The 19,498-nt window shown below is 60.5% G+C and carries 16 protein-coding genes and 4 pseudogenes; 3 read left to right on the top strand and 17 right to left on the bottom strand.

The window, feature by feature from the left end; all coding sequences use genetic code 11:
- Window positions 1–9 precede the first annotated feature (9 nt).
- The 3 genes and pseudogenes from AC244Q_RS26345 to AC244Q_RS26335 form a co-directional block, all read right to left on the bottom strand.
- On the bottom strand, window positions 10–993 hold the full coding sequence (locus AC244Q_RS26345) for a phytanoyl-CoA dioxygenase family protein (protein WP_128408044.1): 984 nt from the start codon (window positions 991–993) through the stop codon (window positions 10–12).
- A 112-nt stretch (window positions 994–1,105) separates the two neighbouring features.
- A pseudogene (locus tag AC244Q_RS26340) lies at window positions 1,106–2,243 on the bottom strand (RHE_PE00001 family protein).
- A 170-nt stretch (window positions 2,244–2,413) separates the two neighbouring features.
- A complete protein-coding gene (locus AC244Q_RS26335) occupies window positions 2,414–3,304 on the bottom strand; it encodes a LysR family transcriptional regulator (protein WP_003562162.1) in 891 nt (296 codons plus the stop codon).
- A gap of 81 nt (window positions 3,305–3,385) precedes the next feature.
- Here AC244Q_RS26335 and AC244Q_RS26330 point away from each other — a divergent pair, with 81 nt between their 5' ends.
- Both AC244Q_RS26330 and AC244Q_RS26325 read left to right on the top strand, forming a co-directional pair.
- Window positions 3,386–3,712 carry a helix-turn-helix domain-containing protein gene (locus tag AC244Q_RS26330; protein WP_003562163.1) on the top strand — a complete coding sequence of 109 codons (327 nt, stop codon included), beginning with the start codon at window positions 3,386–3,388 and terminating at the stop codon, window positions 3,710–3,712.
- A gap of 43 nt (window positions 3,713–3,755) precedes the next feature.
- A pseudogene (locus tag AC244Q_RS26325) lies at window positions 3,756–3,905 on the top strand (integrase); the annotation flags it as partial.
- A 57-nt stretch (window positions 3,906–3,962) separates the two neighbouring features.
- Here the strand turns inward: AC244Q_RS26325 and AC244Q_RS26320 are convergent.
- The 14 genes and pseudogenes from AC244Q_RS26320 to AC244Q_RS26255 form a co-directional block, all read right to left on the bottom strand.
- The gene (locus AC244Q_RS26320) at window positions 3,963–4,289 is read right to left on the bottom strand and encodes a helix-turn-helix domain-containing protein (protein WP_003562165.1); all 327 of its coding nucleotides are present in this window, start codon (window positions 4,287–4,289) and stop codon (window positions 3,963–3,965) included.
- A pseudogene (locus AC244Q_RS26315) lies at window positions 4,282–4,452 on the bottom strand (type II toxin-antitoxin system RelE/ParE family toxin); the annotation flags it as partial. The gene AC244Q_RS26320 and the pseudogene AC244Q_RS26315, both read right to left, overlap by 8 nt.
- 140 nt (window positions 4,453–4,592) lie before the next feature.
- Window positions 4,593–5,639 (bottom strand): annotated as a pseudogene (locus AC244Q_RS26310) (ABC transporter ATP-binding protein).
- A gap of 13 nt (window positions 5,640–5,652) precedes the next feature.
- Entirely contained in the window at window positions 5,653–7,353 is a 1,701-nt protein-coding gene (locus AC244Q_RS26305; protein WP_128406435.1) for a glycoside hydrolase family 32 protein, read from the bottom strand.
- 2 nt (window positions 7,354–7,355) lie between these two features.
- Window positions 7,356–8,249, bottom strand: a complete 894-nt coding sequence (locus AC244Q_RS26300) for a carbohydrate ABC transporter permease (RefSeq protein ID WP_003562168.1) — start codon at window positions 8,247–8,249, stop codon at window positions 7,356–7,358.
- Window positions 8,242–9,174: a carbohydrate ABC transporter permease gene (locus AC244Q_RS26295; RefSeq protein WP_003562169.1), complete on the bottom strand. Its 933-nt coding sequence runs from the start codon at window positions 9,172–9,174 to the stop codon at window positions 8,242–8,244. The genes AC244Q_RS26300 and AC244Q_RS26295 overlap by 8 nt, the downstream gene beginning before the upstream one ends.
- A 73-nt stretch (window positions 9,175–9,247) precedes the next feature.
- Complete coding sequence (locus AC244Q_RS26290; protein ID WP_128406436.1) at window positions 9,248–10,540, bottom strand: ABC transporter substrate-binding protein; 1,293 nt, start codon at window positions 10,538–10,540, stop codon at window positions 9,248–9,250.
- A gap of 47 nt (window positions 10,541–10,587) precedes the next feature.
- A complete protein-coding gene (locus tag AC244Q_RS26285) occupies window positions 10,588–11,598 on the bottom strand; it encodes a LacI family DNA-binding transcriptional regulator (protein WP_128406437.1) in 1,011 nt (336 codons plus the stop codon).
- 473 nt (window positions 11,599–12,071) lie between these two features.
- The gene (locus AC244Q_RS26280) at window positions 12,072–12,821 is read right to left on the bottom strand and encodes a ribonuclease activity regulator RraA (RefSeq protein ID WP_003562172.1); all 750 of its coding nucleotides are present in this window, start codon (window positions 12,819–12,821) and stop codon (window positions 12,072–12,074) included.
- A gap of 19 nt (window positions 12,822–12,840) precedes the next feature.
- The gene (locus tag AC244Q_RS26275; protein ID WP_128406438.1) at window positions 12,841–14,004 is read right to left on the bottom strand and encodes a mandelate racemase/muconate lactonizing enzyme family protein; all 1,164 of its coding nucleotides are present in this window, start codon (window positions 14,002–14,004) and stop codon (window positions 12,841–12,843) included.
- 33 nt (window positions 14,005–14,037) lie between these two features.
- On the bottom strand, window positions 14,038–15,135 hold the full coding sequence (locus AC244Q_RS26270; RefSeq protein WP_003562175.1) for an ABC transporter ATP-binding protein: 1,098 nt from the start codon (window positions 15,133–15,135) through the stop codon (window positions 14,038–14,040).
- A gap of 11 nt (window positions 15,136–15,146) precedes the next feature.
- Window positions 15,147–16,037, bottom strand: a complete 891-nt coding sequence (locus tag AC244Q_RS26265) for a carbohydrate ABC transporter permease (protein WP_128406439.1) — start codon at window positions 16,035–16,037, stop codon at window positions 15,147–15,149.
- Entirely contained in the window at window positions 16,034–16,993 is a 960-nt protein-coding gene (locus AC244Q_RS26260) for a carbohydrate ABC transporter permease (protein ID WP_128406440.1), read from the bottom strand. The genes AC244Q_RS26265 and AC244Q_RS26260 overlap by 4 nt, the downstream gene beginning before the upstream one ends.
- Window positions 16,994–17,065: 72 nt before the next feature.
- A complete protein-coding gene (locus tag AC244Q_RS26255) occupies window positions 17,066–18,544 on the bottom strand; it encodes an ABC transporter substrate-binding protein (RefSeq protein ID WP_128406441.1) in 1,479 nt (492 codons plus the stop codon).
- Between the two features lie 204 nt (window positions 18,545–18,748).
- Here AC244Q_RS26255 and AC244Q_RS26250 point away from each other — a divergent pair, with 204 nt between their 5' ends.
- The gene (locus AC244Q_RS26250) at window positions 18,749–19,459 is read left to right on the top strand and encodes a GntR family transcriptional regulator (protein WP_003562179.1); all 711 of its coding nucleotides are present in this window, start codon (window positions 18,749–18,751) and stop codon (window positions 19,457–19,459) included.
- Window positions 19,460–19,498: the final 39 nt, after the last annotated feature.

Raw genomic sequence — 19,498 nt, 5'->3', positions numbered from 1 at the left:
GCAGTGTTGCTACATGAGGTTGCGGTATCTGCGGCCTAGGAAATCTCTGAATATGTATCCGCCGAGAATTTGCTCCGTATCGGAAACGAATCCATGCTCCGGCAGGAGTCCTGACCGTCCATCTTTCACCAACTCTAGATAATTCCAGATACGGCAAGTGTTCGATGCGTAGCGGATGTTGCATGACTTGCGCGTCCGCCTTGGATTGGCGGGTGGTATCGTGCCATGGAGCAGCGACGGATCAAATATTAGCGCATCGCCCTTCTCAAAAATAACCGGCGAGGGCCGGATGGGTTGTGTACGCAGGGCACGCTCGACAAAGCCGCGAGCGATGACCGCCACTTTGTCGAGTAGGTAAGACCACGTTTCGAGTGATACTTTGCCACCAACCGCGACCTTGATCATTGCTGCCAGGGTGAGATCATCCTGGATGGCAGAATTCAAAAGAGAGGGCAATTCTGCCCAGACTCTGTGGCTCTCTGGCAAAAGCCACATGGGACCCGCGTCGACACTAATATCCTCCAGAGCTATCCATGCGAGCACGAATTTGTCAGCAGGCTCGGTGACGAACTCAAAATTATGCAGATGCGGACTTAGGGGAAGTCTTGGATCAACGTCTCCGGCCAACGGCGAATGACCGAAAGTGGTGGTGAAGAGGGCGGCGGGTTCCGCTTGCAAGATTTGACGGAGACAGGCGACAAGAAGCGGCGCAGCCTGCAAGTTGAGTGTTCCGTCGCATCTTTCCTGAAACGCATGCAATGCTCGAAGGCGGCAAACTTGCTCGCGCAGAGTCATCGTCGTGATGGGGCTATCGATCGGGTTTTCCCGAGCAAACTGCTCAGCACCTGCGAGGTGAGCATCGATGACATCGGCGTGGACAGCACCTGCGATGGCCACAAACCCTGATCGCTCGAACTCAGCTCTTACGCCTTCATCATATCTCTTCGCAGTTATTATTCCGGCGCAGTCGTATTTGGTCAGTACTGGATCCATGCTCCCCGCCAATAACTAATCCCCATGGTCCACAGTAGCATTCATTTCCCCTGGTCCGTGTCTTGAAATGCTATTTCTGCGGTAGTCTAGCGTATGCGTCCCAACTCGCAAGCTATGCTAGACACCACGCTCGATACCTCCCTCTTCCAGTCAACTCACGCAGCCCGAGTTCGCCAACAATTCTGAGCGCAGCCTGCGGCGTCACCCCAAGCCCCTTAGCAACCATGCCCGCCGACACAAGCGGCTTGTTGATAACTAGCTCGATTAAATCCGGCAGCTTGGATGTAGCAGGTCGACCAGCGAGCTTCCGTTCGTTCCATAATTTGCCGCGCGAGCGCCAATCGCTCGTGCTCCTTCAGCCCGCTTTCGGCGGCCGCCGTCAGCCCATGAGCGATGGCGAGCAGGCGGGTCTCCCGGTCGCGATGCCGGCGCCGATCGACGGGAATGGTTTTCAGGCCGAGATTCAAGGCTGCGAGATGGGCGCCGGTGGTGACCCCAACCTGACGCAAGATCGATGCTGAGAGCAGACGGCTCAGCCAGGGGGCATGCTGCAGCACCGAAATTTCGTTCCAGGCATCCAGCACAACTATCGCCTGCAGCACCGTCGGCAGGTCCTGGATATGCCGCAGCACGCCGCGCCATTCCTCCAGCCGCGCGTCCTCGTCCCTGTCGAGATCATAAACCAGTGGAGCCTTTTCCCTGCCGCCGGCACGGCCGGGTCGCTTCGCCTCTTCGATCGCGGCCTCCGAGCGGGCCAGGACCGCATCGATGGCGGCATAGTCAACACCAGGGAGGTTGGTGTCATCATCGCCATCCTCCCCCTCCCCTTCTCGTTCGGACTCAACTGTGCGCCCGGCGCCGTTGATGGCCCGGCCTTGGTCGATGTCCTCAGATGTTCCCGACGAAGCCTGCCGGAGGCTGCGGAGACCGTCGGCCGACAATGCCCACCCTGGCGGCTGCGCCGCAATCCGCCGGCGGGTGCGCAGCACGTCGCGCGCGATGGACAGTTCATGGGTCGGTGTGCGAATATCCTTCGTGGCGTCGTGGAGGACAAGGTCTTCAAGATGCACTAGTTCGCCGTCGATCCACAGCGAGGCGCAGGCATCGGCTGCATGCGTTCGAGCCACCCCTGCCCGACGGCTGAGCGGGCGATGCGCTCATCCAGACGCGCGAACTCCGCCGGCGCGAAAAGCCGGCTGCATCAGGCCACCCATGCTGATTTTCGCGAGAACGTAATGCATTGAAATCATAGTAAACACGCAATTAACCAGAAGCGATATCGCTCATTGCTTCCGCTGCTGCTGATGAATTCGGATTGCAGTTCTAACCATCGATAAGTAGCTCTTATCGATGTGAGATTGATTTCAGGGCGCAAATCGGGGCCATGGGGACCGCCACGGCGCCCGTGGGCTCCCTCGCCTCACCTGCCCGGCCGCGCCAACGACCTCGCGATATCGACGATGTCGTCACGCGAGGCGGTTGGATCCTCTTTATTCCAGGCAACACCAAGCCCGATCCTGAAGTCGATGCCTCTGACCGCCTTCAGCTCGAAGGCCCGGTTCGGCAGGCCCTCGGTCCATTCCGGCGCAAAGCCGATGCCAAGGCCGGCCGAGACCAGCGACACCAGCGAATAGGTGTCGTCGCAGCTATAGGCGATGTTGCGGGTCAGATCATATTCCTCGAACTTCTCGTTGAAGTACCGCTCGGTGTAGGAGAGGTTCTTGCGATTGAAGGCGATGATCTTCTCCCCGCGCAGATCGTCGATGCCAATCTCGGCCTGCTCCGCCAGTGGGTTGCTCCTCGCCACCGCCAGCAGGTACCGCTCGTGGGCGATCGAGGAGAAGCGCAACGAGCCGATGTTTTCCACCGGTCGGATGAAGCCGAGATTGATCTGGCCGTTCTCCAGGCCGCGGATGATGTCGCCGGTATTGCCGCTGGAAATATGGATACGGATATCCGGGTACTTGCGGGCGATCTTTCCAAGGAACGCCGGCAGCACGCCGGTGGTCGCCGGATAGACGGTGCCGATCCTGATCTGCCTTATCGTCTTGCCGGCCACCGCCCTGGTGATCTCGGCGGACAGATCGACCTCGCTGAGGATGCCGACGCAGCGCTCGTGGAAGATCTCCCCTGCCCGCGTCAGTTCCACCCGTCTGGTCGAGCGGATGAACAGCGCGCAGCCGAGCTCCCGTTCAAGCGCCTGCACATGGTTGGACAACGCAGGCTGGGCGATGCGCACCTTGGCGGCCGCCCGGCCGAAATGCAGTTCCTCGGCCACCGCGACGAAGTAGGAGAGCTGGCGTAGTTCCATCAATCACCGCACATATTGTTCTCAATAGGCACCACGTATCGTACATAGACCCGTGTGGTTTGTCATGAACAAAATGTGGTCATGGAGCCATTCTCTTCAAATCTCAAACGACGCGCTGAACAACTTGGCATTTCGAACGCGGAGGTAGCTCGTCGCGCTGGCCTTAGCGACCGCCGCTACGGAAACTACATTACCGGCCGTCGTGAACCGGACTTGGCAACCCTCGTTCGCATCGCTTCGGTATTGAACGTGAGCATCGACGAGTTGCTTGGTAACAACGCTGAGGAGAACGTCAGAACGACGGATGAGCTGTTCCATGAAAGATTAGCCGTGGCGCTCAAGGCACTTCAAAGCGATGACCTTCGAAGACTGGTCGTGATGATCGAGGCGCTGGCCACCCAAAAATAACGGATGGATTACTTTTGGCAGCCTTTTCCCGCCGATGAATTGGCTGCGGCCTGGTTTTCTCACCGAGGCAGCCAACCGCGGTATTCCCCTCCCGGAGGCAATGGAACAGTTACGCCATCGCTCGGTTCAGCAGGCATCTAGTTATTTTAACAACGCGACGCGGCGAAGCAGGCGGGCCGCCCGGATGCTGTAGTGCTGATTTCCATAACCAACAAGCATCAATGTGGGCTACGTCAATCGACGGTTGCCATCAGAGTTTTGAACCGTGCCGAGATCGTTCAGCAATGCTGGACAGATCGACTTTCTTGCCCGCGACATCCGCAACGATCCTCAATGTGCCACCGAGTGACTCAACGTAGTCGCGAAGTGTGGAAAGCTTCATATCCGCACGTTTTTCTAGCCTCGAGACGTTCGTCTGCTTAAATCCGGTCCCGGCAGAAACCTGTTCTTGCGTCCGTCCGGCGAGCGCCCGCAGTTCTCGCAAATTGTGCGCCGTGACAAGTTCCTCAGCACGCTTTACAACAGCGTGCTGTTCGGCTTCGGGAAGCGTCTGTAGCAGCTTGTCGAGGTCATCCATGTTTCTTCTCCAACTCGCTTAAGTGCTCGTCGTATCGTTTGTCCGCCAGATCAATCAGTCTTTTGTAGAAGAGTTTCTGGCTCATGCCGCTCTTCGCTCCGCCGCAAAGGACGATGGCTTTTCGCTCGGGATCAAAAGCAAAGGCGAACCGCCATTGAACCTCTCCTTTTCATCGAGCGTCGTTTCGACCTGTGCTCTGTCTGGAAAACGCGGAAGCCGTCCGAGGATACCAGGCGTTTATCGACGGTCATAGCTTTTTGGCCGTCAAATGACGGACGCGGCTCAGCAGGAGGGGCCGGGGGATCAGTCTATGCGACTGCCTTCGGCGGAGAAGAGGTGGACTTTCTCGGATTTGGGCGCGAGGTGGATTTGCTGGTCAGGTTTTAAATCCACCCGCCGGTGCAGCACGATGGTTGCCGTCTGCGTGCCGACACGCACCGAAAGATGGGTCTCCGCACCGGTTGGCTCGACAGTCAACACGGTGGCCGGAATGCCCGTCTTCGCAATGTCGAGGTCTTCCGGGCGGATGCCGTAGGTGCGCGCCGCGCTTTGGCTCAATCGCGGCGGAAGCGGCAGGCAAACACCGCCTCCGATACGGAAGCTGCCATCACTGATGCCGCCCTCGAAGAGGTTCATCGACGGCGAGCCGATGAAGGCGGCGACGAAGGTGTTATCCGGGCGGTCGTAGAGATCGAGCGGCTTGCCGATCTGCTCGATGCGGCCGGCGCGCATGACGACGATCTTGTCGGCCATGGTCATCGCCTCGATCTGGTCGTGGGTGACTTAAACGATGGTGGTGCCAAGGCGCTGATGCAGCTCCTTGATCTCGCTGCGCATGGTCACCCGCAGCTTGGCGTCGAGGTTGGACAGCGGCTCGTCGAAGAGGAACACTTTCGGATGGCGTACAATGGCGCGGCCCATGGCGACGCGCTGGCGCTGGCCGCCGGAAAGCTGTTTCGGCAGGCGCTCCAGCAGGGGTTCAAGTGCGAGAATGCCGGCGGCCTCGCTCACCAGCTTGTTGATTGTCGCCTTATCGCGCCCCTGCAGCTTCAGGGCAAAGCCCATATTTTCGCGCACCGTCATGTGCGGATAGAGCGCGTAGGACTGGAACACCATGGCGATATCGCGCTCCTTCGGCGCGACGTCGTTCATGACGCGGCCATCGATGCGGATTTCACCGCCGCTGATATCCTCTAGCCCCGCCAGCATGCGCAGAAGCGTGGACTTGCCGCAGCCGGACGGCCCGACGAGCGTGACGAACTCACCGTCCTCGATATCCGCGGAAACCCCGTGGATGCCGGAGGCCGCGCCGTATTGCTTCTGAACCCGGTCGATTGCTACCGATGCCATTGTCTGTCCTCCCTCACAGTTTCAATTGCCAGACGCCGGCCCCGGCGACGGCGCCGGCGAGCGTTGCCGAACGTGCGGCGGCAAAGCTCGGAATGCGTTTGGACCCCGTCCAGCGACCGTTGTCAGCGAAGACCTCGATGGAGCCGGCATCGAGGAAGATGCGCAGGCTCGACGGTTTCGCGCCGGCGGCGACGTAACGCGGCGGCCTCATACCGGTGCGGGCGTCGAAGACAATCGCCAGACCATCGGCGTCGAGTTTCACGCCGAGATCGACATCCGGATGATCGAAGGTGAGATCGAAGGAGGCGCCCGGCGCGGTGAGATCAAGCACGATCTCGACGGCGCCGGTGCCGAGCGGCACGGTCTTGCCGGCGGCAAGCGCGGTGTCGTCCAGCAACCGATGGCGTAGGCTTTCGACGGCTGCGACCGGCGGGGTCAGCACGGTGTCGCCGTCGAGAAACATGCGGCGCGGCAGGGTCATGGCCGTCGGGAAATCGTCCTTCTTGGAAAAATCCGTCCAGTTGGCGAGCCAGGCGATGCCGACCGGCTCGTCGCCATCAACGAAGGCCTGGAAAGCATAGGCATCCGAACCGAAATCCAACTCCTGCACGAATTCCGCGACGAAGGTGCGGCCATCGAAACCACCGACGGTGACGGAGGTGAGGTTGCGGCGGCCGGTGGCCGGGTCGCGGCTGGTGAGCAGACCGAAGATCAGCGCCCAGCGGGTTTCTGCGTTTTTGCCGGAAAGCGGCACCATGCAGGGGCATTCCGCCGCCGTCATGCCGAAACCGTCCTCGCGATGGAGGATGCCGAGGAAGGTCCAGCCATCGGCGCCTTGCGCGTCTGCGGTTTCATAGAGCAGTACGACGCCGCCCTGCCTGTCGCGGCTGCCGAGCAGCATCTTCCAGCGCCCGTCCGGGCCTTTGAAGACATAGGGGTCGCGGAAATCGGTGGTGAGGTTCAAGCCTTCCGGGCGCAGCGGCATCACGATTTCCGACGGGCCGGCGACGATGCCGTCGCGGCTGACGGCGGAAAGCTGGATTTGCTCTTCCGGTAGACGGTCACGCACATGCTCGGTGTAGAAGACGCGGATCTCCTCGCCTTCCGGGCCGGTGCCGGGGATCGCCGAGCCGGAGAAGGCGCCGCCGCGGCCATCGTCCTTTTCCGATAGATGCGCCGCCGGGAAGAGGAACATGGGCAAATGCGTCCAGCGGACGAAATCCTTCGAGACGGCATGGCCCCAGTGCATAGTGTTCCAGCGCGGCTCATGAGGATAGTGCTGGTAGAAGAGGTGAGCGTTTCCGCCGAACCGTCCAAAACCGTTCGGATCGTTCATCCAGCCGAAGGGCGGGCGGAAATGGTAGCTGTCGGGTACGTCGGGGGCGGAGGTGCGGGCATCGCTGTGCAGGACGCGGATGCCCGCCTTCATCACGGTTTCCGGCCGGAAGGCGTAAGCGACGGAGAGCGCTGTGGTTGTCGCATCATAAGACAGCGTGGCACGACCGCCTTTCGCGAGCGTCACAGCGAAGAACTCAAATTCCCCTGCGCGGTGGGTCGAGGGCTCGCCGATGTCGTTGCCATCAACGGCGACGAAGAGCTTCGCCTCGCCGCCGGCATGGCGCGCCTTCAGCCAGAGATGCAGCACCGTACCTTCGGGCAGTTCCGCTTCAATGGTTTCAGGTGCTGACGTTTCGGATTTTGCCTGCAGAGACATGATCAACCTTTCACGGCGGAGCCGACGAATGAACTGACGAACCAGCGCTGGAAAGCCAGATAGAGAATGAGGACCGGGATCATCATCAGCACCGAGGCGGCCATGGCGCGGTCCCAGTAGATACTGTCCTGTCCGAAGAAGGTGGCGATGGCGACGGCAATCGGCCGTGCATAGTCGGTCTGGGTGACCAGCGTCGGCCAGAGATACTGGTTCCAGCTTTCGATGCCCATGAGGATCGAGACCGTGGCGAGCGCCGGCAGGCTGAGCGGCATGTAGATCGACCGGTAGATGCGGAAGGTCGACGCGCCATCCATTTCCGCCGCTTCATAGAGTTCTTTCGGCAGCTGCGCGAAGAACTGGTAGAAGAGGAAGACATAGAGCGGGCTTGCCACCCAGGGCAGGATCTGCACCGCGAAGGTATCCGTCAGCCCCGCCCGCGACATCATGACGACGAGCGGCATGATGATGCTTTCCTGCGGGATGACATAGAGCGCGACGACCAGCGCCAAGAGCGCCGCCTTGCCGCGCAGCGAGCCCCAGGCGAGAACGAAGCCCGCCATGGAATTGACGACCAGTCCGGAGACGACAGTGGCGACGAGGATCACCAACGAATTGAAGAGATATCGGCCATAGGCCAGTTCGCCGGAGAAATGGGCGACCTCCTTGTAGTTCGACAGCGTCGGGTCGCTGACCCAGAAGGCGCGGAAGCTGCCCATGTCAGCGAGGATGCGGAAGCGGTCGTCCTTCAGGCTGGCGATCAGTAGCATGAACAGCGGCGAGATCATCACCAGCGCGATGACCAGGATGCAGAGACTCTGCACGATGCGCAGGCTTCTCTTGCCGTCGCCCCTTGCGATTGCCAGCGGGACGGGCTGGGTCAAAGCGAGATCAGACATCGAAGCGCCTCAGGAGTTTGCGTTGCAGGAGCGCGATCAGAAGAACGATGACGAAGAGGATGACGGACACGGCCGATGCGTAGCCGAGTTTCTGCTCCTCGAAGCCGGCGCGCACCATGTAGTGGACAACGGTTTCGGTGCTTTCGTTCGGGCCGCCCTGGGTGAGGATTGCCACCTGCGTATAGAGCTTGAAGGCCTGGATCGTGGTGATGACCAGCACGAAGACATGGGTCGGGCGAAGGCCGGGCATGGTGACGTGCCAGAAGCGGCGCAGCGCGCTTGCCCCGTCGATGCGGGCGGCATCGTATAGTTCTTCGGGAATGCCCTGCAGGCCGGCGAGATAGATGATCATCTGAAAGCCATAGGCCTGCCAGGCTGAAAGCAACACGATGGAGAACATCGCCCAGTTGGGGTCGCCGAGCCAGTCGATTGGCTGAATCGTGCCGCCGGAAAGGAAACCGACGATCTGGTTGAGCGGGCCGCTCGGGTACTGGAAAAGCGTGCCCCAGATGACGCAGACCACCACCATGGAGGTGATCGCCGGCAGGAAGAACAGGCCGCGCAGCAGGTTTTGCATCGGCAGCTTCTGATGCAAGAGGAGCGCGGTCAGGAAGGCGAGGCCGCACTGCAGCGGCAGCACCCAGGCGGTGAAGCGCGTGACGTTCCACAGCGAGGTCCAGAACAGCGGATCGGTGAAGACGCGCTCGAAATTCAGGAGGCCGACGAAGCGCACCGGCGTCGGGCGCGGCACGAGCGGCTGGTTGGTCATCGCCGTCCAGAAGGACAAGAGGAACGGCGTGATCAGGAATATCGCCATAAGCAGAAAGGCAGGCGCGATCATCGCCATTTCCTGCCAGAGCCGCTTGTTGTCGCGGCGTTTGGCCGGACGTCGCAAAGCGGGCGTGGAGGTCTGTTGCAAAGTCATTGTTTCCTCCTCATCGGTCATCCTCCCGAGATAGTCCAGGGCCGGCAGGACGAGCCGGCCCCGTCAAAACCCCTTACTTCTGCTCGTCGAAGGGCGGGTAACCGGCGTTGTCCTCGATATCCTCGTCGATCTTCTCGGCAGCGGCCGTCAGCGCTTCCTGCGCGTCACCACCGTTGAAGATCTTGTCGACGGCCTGCATGAAGGCCGAGGTGATCGTCGGATAGGCCGGGTGCGGCGGACGGGCGACCGCGGTCTTGGAAGCCTGCTCAAAGGCGACGGCGAGCGGACCGCCTTCCGCATAGAGCGGGGATTCGGCGGCGAAGCTTTTCAAACCCGGATAGGCGGACTGGGTCTTGGCGTACTCCCGGTACTCCTTGTCCTTCAAAAGGAAGCTCAGGAACTTGCCGGCGATCTCAGGGTTTTTCGAGGTCGCGGAAATGCCCCAGATCCAGGTTCCGTTCGGGCTCACGCCCTTGTCGCCGATCTTCGGCAGCGGCATGACGACGATATTGTCCTTCATCGCTGCCGACGCCTCCGCGTAGAACCAGTGACCGCCCATGGCGAGCGCGGCCGGCTGTCCCTCGGCGTAGAACTGGTTGGTGCCTGACGAAGTCGGTACGACCCAGCCTTTCTTCACCCAGTCCTGCATCATCGTCAGCGCCTTGACGCAGGCCTCGCCATCGAGCGTGCCGCTGGCCTTCCAAGTCTTGCGGTCGATCAGGTCGCAGCCGGCGCTTTCGAGCAGGGGGCCGTAGGCATAAGTGATCCATTCGGTCTTGATGCCGTAACCTCGGAAGGTGTCGATCGGCCACTTCACGCCTTCGAGCTTGGAAAGCTTTTCGAGATAGCCTTCGAATTCCTCGCGGGTCCAGGCATCATCGACCGATTTCGGAATGCGGGCGCCAATGGCATCAAGATATTTCTTATTGCCGTAGAGCACGACCGAGGAGTCGGTGAGCCCGATCGCATAGAGGTCCTTGTCGATCGGATAGGTGCCCTGGGCGATATTCGAATCCGTCATGTCATCGAGCAGGTCCTTGTCAATCAGCGGCTTGACGGCCTGTAGATAGCCGGACCAGACATAATTGGCGAGGAACGGAGCATCGAGTTCCATGATATCGGGCAGCTGCTTGGCCATGACGGCGGCGCTGAACTTTTCGTTATAGGCATCGTGCGGCGCGTAGATCATCTCGATGTCGACATCGGGATTGACGGCCTCGAAGCGGGTGGCAACGTCGCCATAGGCCTTTACCCAGCCGGGATCACCCTGGTGCATGACGTGGATGACGGTCTTCGCCTCGGCGAAACCGGCGGTCGCGACCAGGGTAGCGGACGCTAGGAGTGCGGAAAGTAAACGATTACCCATCAAAATCCTCATTTCGTATTCTCCTCCTGTTTGGCACTATTCGATGTTCAGACGGATGCCCGTTCGACCAGATGGAACGGCAGTTTCCGCAGATGCGGCGGTTCGGGCTGCTCCGCCAGGAGGATCTCCATGGCAAGGCGGCCCATGGCGCGGTGCGGCAGGGCCATCGTCGTCAATGGCGGGTCCAGCCGCGAGGCCAGCTCGACCTGGTTGTCGAAGCTTGCCACCGCGATATCATCCGGAATGCGAAGGCCGGCACGGGCAAGCGCCGCATAGACTTCCATCGCCACGCGGTCATTGCCGCACAAGATGGCGTCAGGCCGTTGACCGGATTTCAGAAGCGCCTCCACATGAGAGGCAACAAGGCTTGGCGCGCGGTCGCTGTAGACGCTGCGGCGCACCGCCGGCAACACGCCGACGGGCTCAATGCCCCCCTCCTCAAGCGCCGCACGAAACCCCATCTCGCGTAGCGTGCCGGCGAGAATGCCCGGCAGGTTGATAAAGGCGATGCGACGGCGGCCGGCGACGAGGAGATAACGCACGATCTCCCGCGCGCCGCCCTCTTCGTCCGGGACCAGCGCGGTGACGCGGCCGGTAGCCTCGCGGCAGTTGATCATGACGCCGACGGCGCCCGCCAACCTGTCCGGCAGGGCGACATCCTTGTGGTACATGGCGGCATAAGCAACCGCGCGCGGCCGGAACTGCTGCACCTCGTCGAGCACCGAGCCGATAGACTGGCCGCTGCGGTGGTTGACCGCAAAGACCGCCATGCCGGCGCTGCGGGCCGCCCCGTCGAGGCCACGTAAGATCTCGGTGGCGAAGGGCGACGTGATGAGGCCGTCGGAGACGACTCCGACCAGCGGTAGCCAGCCCTGACGCACGCCACGCGCCGCAAGGTTGGTCACGTAGCCGAGTTCTTCCGCAATAGCCTTGACCTTCTGGCGCGTATCGTCCGACATGCGGGCGGAGCCGCCGTGCAATGCGCCGGAAACCGTCTTCACCGAGACTCCCGCACGTTCCGCGATGTCAGAAAGAGATACTGCCACGATCCCCGCCATCCTCCTTGGGTTATCGATTACCCAATACTCGCGGTGGACGTGTTTTGTCAAGCGGCTTTTACGCGCACTGGCCGGCGTTCCGAACACCTATCTGTCAATCGGCGAACAAAACCATGCGAGCCCAGTTTCGGCTTTCCGATCCGGTCACTGCCGCGTTAAAAGTGGAAGGAGTGTATGATGCGTCGCGCCGCAATCATCGATAAGGCACGTTCATTTGCGATTTTAAACGCAGAAAAGACGACCGCATTTCGCCGACCGGGAACCGGCGACCGCCAGTGCCTGGCTGCTCCAGCAGCCCCAGATCGAGATCGTCGCACGAGACGGCGGTCGTGATATGCCCGGACAACCGCACAAGCCCTGCCACACGCAGATCAGGTTGCCGACCGCTCGCATGAGAACGCCAGCCACGCCTTTCTTGACGCGGTGCGCAAGTCGATGCGGCAGGTCGCCGCCCGCCTCGGGTAATCGATACGCTAACTGGGGTTCTCCAAGCGGTTTGTTTTGCGCCACTCTTCGTATTCTCCGCGGGCATCGTCATGCAGCGGATAGTATCGCTGCAACGACCCGCCCTCCATAAGCTTCACTCGCGAGAACTCCTCCCAATCGTGATGCTTTTGCGACTCTTCGATTACCTTCGAGGCCATTGCGACTGGAAGCACCACCACCCCATCATCGTCGGCGACGATGATGTCGCCGGGGATTACCGTGACACCGCCGCAGGCGATCGGAACGTTGACCGCATTGGGATAGATGCTGGTCTGCACATGGTAGTTGGGAGTCCAGCCACGCAGCCATAGGGGGAGATCTAGCTTCTCGACATTGGGCCGATCGCGCATGCATCCGTCGATTACAATGCCAGCGCCGCCTCTGCCTTTGAAATACGTCGACATCATATCGCCAAAGACACCCGAACTCATATCGCCGCGCGCGTCGACCACGACCACATCGCCCTCCTGCGCGTGATAGAGCACGTGCCGGTGCAACTGCGTCTCCGGATCGGCATATTCCCCCTCGGTGAAGAGGTCTGGCCGCTGCGGCATGAACTGGAGCGTCAGCGCCGGCCCAACGATCGACTTCCCGCGGTTCTGCGGTACGGGACCGACCATGTGCGGATTGCGGAAGCCCATGTGGCCAAGCGTGCCGGAAACCGTCGCGGCGCCGATTTCCTTCAGTGCGTCGATCATATCTTTGGGAGGTCGCGTAATGTCGGAAGTATGCGTCATTTTAGACTCCGGTGATGATCTACCAGTTCGTAACAGAACCGTCGCGGCGCTTCAGGTGAGGTGCTTCCCAGAACCGAAAGCTCTCCGCCTTGACCGCCTCTTCGTTGACCTCGACGCCGAGCCCCGGCAGGTCGCTGACCGGATACTCGGGGCCGTCAAGCCGCGGTTGCACGGGGAAAAAGTCGGAATTGTCGAAGCCGAGCTTTGCTTCGGGCGCCCTGGTCTCGAGCCAAGCGAAATTCGCCACCGCGGCGGCGAGATGGATGGTCGCGGCCGTGCAGACTGGGCCGAGGGGATTGTGCGGCATCAGGTCCACATAGTGCGCCTCGCTCCAACCAGCGACCTTCATCGCTTCGGTGAGCCCGCCCACATTGCAAATATCGAGCCGGTTGAACTGATGGATGCCACGCTCGATGTAGGGCAGGAACTGCCACTTGCTGGCAAATTCCTCGCCGATGGCGAACGGGATGTCGGTCATCGTGCGCAGGGATTCGTAGGCCTCCGGTGTCTCGTCTCGTATCGGCTCTTCGAGGAAATCAATCACGCCACGGCCGAGCTTGTTACAGAAGCTCGCCGCCTCTGCCACCGATAGCCGATGATGATAGTCGATGCCGAGGACGACGTCGTCGCCCAGCGCCTCGCGCGCCTTGTTTAGCATCGTTGCGGTCGCGCCGATCGACTCCCGCGGCTCAAAGAAGTCCTTGCTGTTTTGCCCGATGGGGAAGAAGCGGATCGCCTGCCATCCTTGTGCGCGTAGTTCGCGGGCTCGTTCGATGGCAACATCGCCCTCGGCCTCGTCACCGGTCGAGGCGAAGGTAGGAATGCGGTCGCGCTGCTTGCCGCCCAGCAGGTCGTAGGCCGGCACCCCCAGCGCCTTGCCCTTGATGTCGTGAAGGGCAATGTCGATGGCGGAAATCGCCGCCTGCAGAACGCGCCCGCCTTCGAAGTATTGGCTACGATAGACTTCTTGCCAGATCCGACCAATCTGCATCGCGTCGCGGCCGATGAGAAACTCGCGATAGTGCTCGATCGCGCCGGCCACGGCCTTCTCGCGGCCGCTCAAGCCGCTCTCGCCCCAGCCGAAGATGCCGTTTTCAGTCTCGACCTTGACCAGCATCTGGTTGCGCGTTCCTACCCATACTGGATAGGGCTTGATCGCCGTGATTTTAAGCTTCGTAGTCATCCACGTCCTCGTTTCACACGCATCCGCTTGGTCTCAGTTGGCCTTGAGGGCCATTTCTGTTTCGCCGTCGAACAGATGCATCCGCTCCTGGTCGAACTCGAGCCAAATCTGCTCGTCGGGCGCAACGGCAATGGTCGGCGGCACGCTGACGTTGACGATGGCGCCAGACAGCAACGCCTGTACGAAGGTGACGTCTCCGGTCGGCTCCACCGTATAGGCCTTGGCAGGGATGCTTCCTGGCACCGCACTCTTGTGCAGCTTGATCGCCGAGTGACGTGCGCCGAGCACGACTTTCTTGGTTGTTGCCCTCGCGACCTTCTGGGCGTTGTGTGGCGAGAGCTCGAAGTGCCAGCCCTCCGCGCTGGTCAACACAGTGTTGCCGCTTGCCGTTGATGCCTCCAGCGGAACAAGGCTCATCGCCGGGCTGCCGACGAAGCTGGCGACGAACATGTTCACGGGATGGGCGAAGACCTGCGCCGGTGAATCGTATTGCTGCAGGTAGCCGCCGTTCATCACCGCCATCCTGTCGGCCATGGTCACCGCTTCGAGCTGGTCGTGCGTCACGTAGATGATCGTCGCCTTGAGGTCCTGGTGGAAACGCTTGATCTCTGAGCGCATCTGCACGCGCAGCTTTGCGTCGAGGTTGGAGAGTGGTTCATCCATCAGAAATACCGCCGGATCGCGAACGAGGGCACGGCCGAGCGCCACGCGCTGCTGTTGCCCGCCCGAAAGTTCGCGTGGCTTGCGCTCGAGCAGCTGCGTCATGTCGAGCACGCGCGCTGCTTCCTTGACCTTCCTGTCGATCTCGTCCCTTGGCAGTTTGCGCATCTGCAGCGGGAAGGCCAGGTTCTTGTAGACCGATTTCTGCGGATAGAGCGCGTAGTTCTGGAACACCATTGCGATGTCCCGGTCCTTGGGGTCGAGGTCGTTGACCACCCGGTCGCCGATGACGATGTCGCCAGATGTAATGGGGATGAGCCCCGCCACAAGATTGAGCGTGGTTGTCTTGCCGCAGCCTGAAGGGCCGACGAGCGCAACGAATTCGCCGTCGTTGACCGTCAGCGAAACGTTGTTGACAGCTTTGAAGCTGCCATAGGTCTTGACCAGATCGTTAAGGACCACGTGGGCCACCGGCAACTCCTCTAGTGCTTGACTGCGCCTTCCGTGAGGGCGCGTACGAAGTATCGTTGCAGGACAAGGAACAGGACCACGACGGGCACGCTCATCATAAAGCTGGCCGCCATCAGGCCCGGAAAGTCCGTCGTATTTTCCGAGAAGAAGCGCTGGATGCCGACCGGCAGTGTCAACTGCTCGTTCTTGGAAAGGAAGGTGTATGCGTAGATGTATTCGTTCCACGCGCCGATAAAGGAATAGATCGCCGTGGCGATGATTCCTGGCGTCGAGAGCGGCATCACGATCAGGACAAAGGCCTGGAACCGCGTCGCGCCGTCGATGCGCGCCGCCTGCTCGAGCTGCACCGGAACGTTGTCGTAAAAGCCCTTGAGGAGCCAGATTGCCAGCGGCAGGCCAAATGTGAGGTAGGTGAGGACGAGTGACGAATGCGTGTTAACCAGCCCGATCGCGCGCATCAGGATGAAGAGCGGCACGAGAAAGATCACGGCCGGGAACATGTTGCGGAGCAAGACGGCGAAGAACAGAAAGTTTCGGCCCGGGAACGTGAAGCGCGAAAACGCGTAGGCCGCAGGTACTGCCACGATGACCGAAAGGATGGTCGTGGCGGTGGAGACGAAAAGGCTGTTCCAGAAGAAGCGGAGGAAGTCCTGGCCGACGCTGTTTTGCGGATCGAGCAGTTTCTGGTAGCTGGCAAGGGTGGGTTGGTCGGGCCACCATTGCGGCGGGAATTGCATGGCCGCGAAGCCGGACTTGATCGAGGTGATCAGCATCCAGATCATCGGCAACGCCGTGTAGAGCATCATGAAAACGAGGAAGATGCGTCCGCCCCACCGCCATCCGTCGATGCGCATGCGGCGACGGGCTTTAACCCGAGGAGCAGTCTCGGCAACCGTGCTCATGCGCTCCCATCCTTCCGCTCGTTGCCGCTCAGAGCACGGACGTAAAAGTAGCCGAACGACATCAGGATCAGGAACAGCAGCACCGAATAGGCCGATGCCACCCCCCAGCGCTGGCGGCCGAAGGCGAGCTCATAAATGTGGGTGATCCAGATGTGCGATGCGTTCGACGGCCCGCCGCCGGTCATGATCCAGGGGATGATGAATGAATTGAAGTTGGCCACTGCCAGCAGAAGGATCGTCACCGTAGAGACGTTTCTCAAATGCGGGAAAGTGACGTGCCAGAACCGCTGCCATGCATTGGCTCCGTCAACTTTTGCGGCGCGCAGCAACTGATCGGGAACCGTCTGCAGGCCAGCCATCATCATGATCATGGCAAACGGAAACTCCCGCCAGATATTGACGACGATCAGGGAGGGCAGCACTGTGCTGACGCTGTCGATGAAATTCGGAGGCCTGTCGGCCAATCCGAGGCCGACCAGCACCGCGCCAATGATCCCAAAGTCCGAATGGTAGATCCACTTCCAGATATAGGACGCGGCGACAGCGCTGATGACCCAGGGAATAATCAGGATGGCCCGCAGGATGCCGCGGCCGATAAAGTCGCGATGAAGCGCCAGGGCGCAGGCAAACCCCAGGACAAATGAGATCAAAGTGGATCCTAATGTCCAGATCAGAGTGTTCGAGGTGACTGTCCAGAACACCGGACTTGTGAGGATGGCGGTGTAGTTGTCGAAGCCGATAAAAATCTTGTCGCGGAGCTGCAGGCCAGGCGGTGTGTTGAAGAACGACAGCTCGATCGTATAGTAGATCGGATAGGCTATGACGATGAGCATCACGGCGATCGCCGGAAGCACGTACGCGTAGTCAGCGCGATGCTCCCAAATCTTTCGCAGCACGCCGTGCCCGTCAGGTTGCAGTCTTCGGCGCGCCTCGGCCTTGCCAGTCAAGATCGTCACTGTGCCCTGCCCTTGTTCTTCGGAAGAAACCGGCTGCGGTGGAGGCGCAGCCGGTCAGTCGGCAGGCGTGGACTAAAGTCCGCCGTCCGTCAGGTCTTTTACCTTCTTGGCTGCGTCGTCCGCTGCCTGGTCGACAGTCATGGCTCCGGTGAGGGCATTCTGCAGCATGTCCGGGACGATGATGTTCATGATCTCGGGGGAGTGTGGCAGCGCCGGAAACGGGATCCCGTATGGCAGCATCGAAGTCGTGACATCAAGGAACTTGATACTGTCCAGGCGTTCCTTCATCCATTTGGTCTTGAAGCCGTTAAGGTTTCCCGGGTTCGAGCCGGCATAAGCCATTTTCAGCGACCATTCGGGGCTTGCCCACATGCAGCTGATAGCCTTTGCAGCCGGCTCGTCGACCTTGCCGCCCTCGACATATTCGGGCTTCAGGATGTGAATGTTCGAGCCGCCAAACACGACGGCACGCTTGCCGTCGGGGCCAGTCGGAATCAGGCCGTAGCGCATATTGTCGATGACGGTCTGCGCTTTGTCCTTGTCGCTGCCCGTCGTCTTTTTCTGCAGGTCGAGCATGACGTTGTAGTCGGACGGGTGCGAGACCATCATGCCGAGCTGGCCAGCGAGGAAGAGGGGCTGGTTATCCGCCTGCTGATTGGTGAGCGCCGAAACCGGAACCGACTTGTCGCGAACATACATATCGTAGGAGGCTTGCAATGCCGCTTTGCTCTGCGGACTATCGAGCTGGACCTGCTTATAGGTCGGGTTGGCGGTCGCTTCGTCGAAGACGCCGCCGCCATAGGCCCACAGCTGCGGCATGAAGCGATACGGCGTATTGCCGGCGTTCTTGCGCGCCACGAGGCCGTAACCGGCAATGCCGAGCTTGTCGTGGATCTGCTTGGAATATTTGACGACGTCGTCCCAGGTTGCCGGAGCCTTTTCCGGATCGAGGCCTGCACGCTTGAAGACGTCGGCGTTCCAGATGAACGCCATCGTCTCGTTGTTGGTCGGGATGCCGTAGGTCACCCCCTCCCAGGTTACGGCCTTCATTGCACCGGGCCAGAAGTCGTCGGTCGAATATCCTACGTCCTCTGGTTTGAGGGGTTCCAGATAGCCCTTCGAGGCGAACTCGGTGCCGCCCAGGATTTGCAGACGCACCGCCATTGGCGCTGCATTGCCAAGGAGCGCGGTACGGAACTTGTCCAGCAGGTCGTTATAGGTGAGGGCTTGTTCCTCAAGCTGGATGTTTGGATAGGTCTTGCGGAAGGTCTCGAAGAACTCCTTGTAATACTGGCGCAGGAGGTCGGGGTCACCCTCGAACACGCCCTGATACCAGAAAGTCAGTCGCCCCTTGTAGTCGAGGGGGGTGACCTTGGCGCAATCGCCCGCCGTGTCAAAGTCCTGTGTGCCGGCAATGGAGCGCACATATTCCGGCGACCACTTGCTCAGGTCGACCGGCGCGCCCAGTGCAGACGCGGACATCAACGATAGCATCAAAGCAGTGGATACAGTTGCGCGCACGGCGGCACCGCCGAGTGAAATCCTCGTCATAGGTATCCTCCAGGTTCTCCCAAGCCGCTTTGCGTCGAGGCAAGCGGTCTTTGCTCCCGGCCGCGGGACTTCCACCCAATGTATCCCTTCGACCAGATCATACGTTTTCAGATTGTAGATTGCCTGTCAATTGAAGAAATCGTACATTGTTTCGAGAAGTCTTGCGTGATATCGGACCAATATGTGTATTGATTGGGGACCGTCTTGGCCGAAACCAGCGATTTCAAAGCAAAGCCCCCCGAAGGGATCGACCCCATCGGGGCCTCCAGCGAGGGCGCCTCGCTTTATCAACTGATCAGGGAAGACATCATCGAAGGGCGGCTCGCTGCCAACGAGCGGCTTGTGGTCACCGATCTCGCCCGGCGCCACGGTACCTCAACCAACCCCGTGCGCGAGGCTCTGCAACTGTTGCGTGGCGAGGGCTTTGTCACCCTCGTTCCCAACCGCGGAGCACGCGTGCGGCCCATAGACCAGGATTTTGTTCGGGACATCTACGAGATCGGAGTCTTGATCGAGCCGGCCCTGACGCGATGGTTCGTGAATATGGCCACCGTCGAAGACATTGCTGAGCTCGAACGAATCCAGGGCCTGATTGAAGAAAACGACTTCGCCGACACGTTCAGGCACAGCGAGCTGGACACCGCCTTTCACACCGTCATGTACCAAAAGCACTACAACCGCCATGCCGCCGAGCTTTGGTGGAAGCATCGCGAAGTGCTTCGAGCCGTGAGCCGGCGTTTCAACTTCACGCTCGCCCGGCGTGCCGCGATCCTTAGCGAGCATCGCGAGCTTATCGCGCATGTAAAAGCGGGAAATGCGAGCGAGGCAGCCGAACTCATTGCACGCCATGTCGAGGGCTCCGGCCGGCACATCCTCGAACACATGCGTGCGCGTAACGCCGCTCGGGCAGGATAGAATACATAGCCTGGGATATCGTTATCCCGACCACTTAAG

The sequence above is a fragment of the Rhizobium sp. CB2179 genome, assembly GCF_057653455.1.
This window is presented reverse-complemented; position numbering and strand designations above follow the sequence as displayed.

Coding starts and splice junctions, on each gene's coding strand:
- AC244Q_RS26345 (WP_128408044.1), bottom strand. CDS start 993: ATGGATCCAGTACTGACCAAATACGACTGCGCCGGAATAATAACTGCG.
- AC244Q_RS26335 (WP_003562162.1), bottom strand. CDS start 3,304: ATGGAACTACGCCAGCTCTCCTACTTCGTCGCGGTGGCCGAGGAACTG.
- AC244Q_RS26330 (WP_003562163.1), top strand. CDS start 3,386: ATGGAGCCATTCTCTTCAAATCTCAAACGACGCGCTGAACAACTTGGC.
- AC244Q_RS26320 (WP_003562165.1), bottom strand. CDS start 4,289: ATGGATGACCTCGACAAGCTGCTACAGACGCTTCCCGAAGCCGAACAG.
- AC244Q_RS26305 (WP_128406435.1), bottom strand. CDS start 7,353: ATGTCTCTGCAGGCAAAATCCGAAACGTCAGCACCTGAAACCATTGAA.
- AC244Q_RS26300 (WP_003562168.1), bottom strand. CDS start 8,249: ATGTCTGATCTCGCTTTGACCCAGCCCGTCCCGCTGGCAATCGCAAGG.
- AC244Q_RS26295 (WP_003562169.1), bottom strand. CDS start 9,174: ATGACTTTGCAACAGACCTCCACGCCCGCTTTGCGACGTCCGGCCAAA.
- AC244Q_RS26290 (WP_128406436.1), bottom strand. CDS start 10,540: ATGGGTAATCGTTTACTTTCCGCACTCCTAGCGTCCGCTACCCTGGTC.
- AC244Q_RS26285 (WP_128406437.1), bottom strand. CDS start 11,598: ATGGCGGGGATCGTGGCAGTATCTCTTTCTGACATCGCGGAACGTGCG.
- AC244Q_RS26280 (WP_003562172.1), bottom strand. CDS start 12,821: ATGACGCATACTTCCGACATTACGCGACCTCCCAAAGATATGATCGAC.
- AC244Q_RS26275 (WP_128406438.1), bottom strand. CDS start 14,004: ATGACTACGAAGCTTAAAATCACGGCGATCAAGCCCTATCCAGTATGG.
- AC244Q_RS26265 (WP_128406439.1), bottom strand. CDS start 16,037: ATGAGCACGGTTGCCGAGACTGCTCCTCGGGTTAAAGCCCGTCGCCGC.
- AC244Q_RS26255 (WP_128406441.1), bottom strand. CDS start 18,544: ATGACGAGGATTTCACTCGGCGGTGCCGCCGTGCGCGCAACTGTATCC.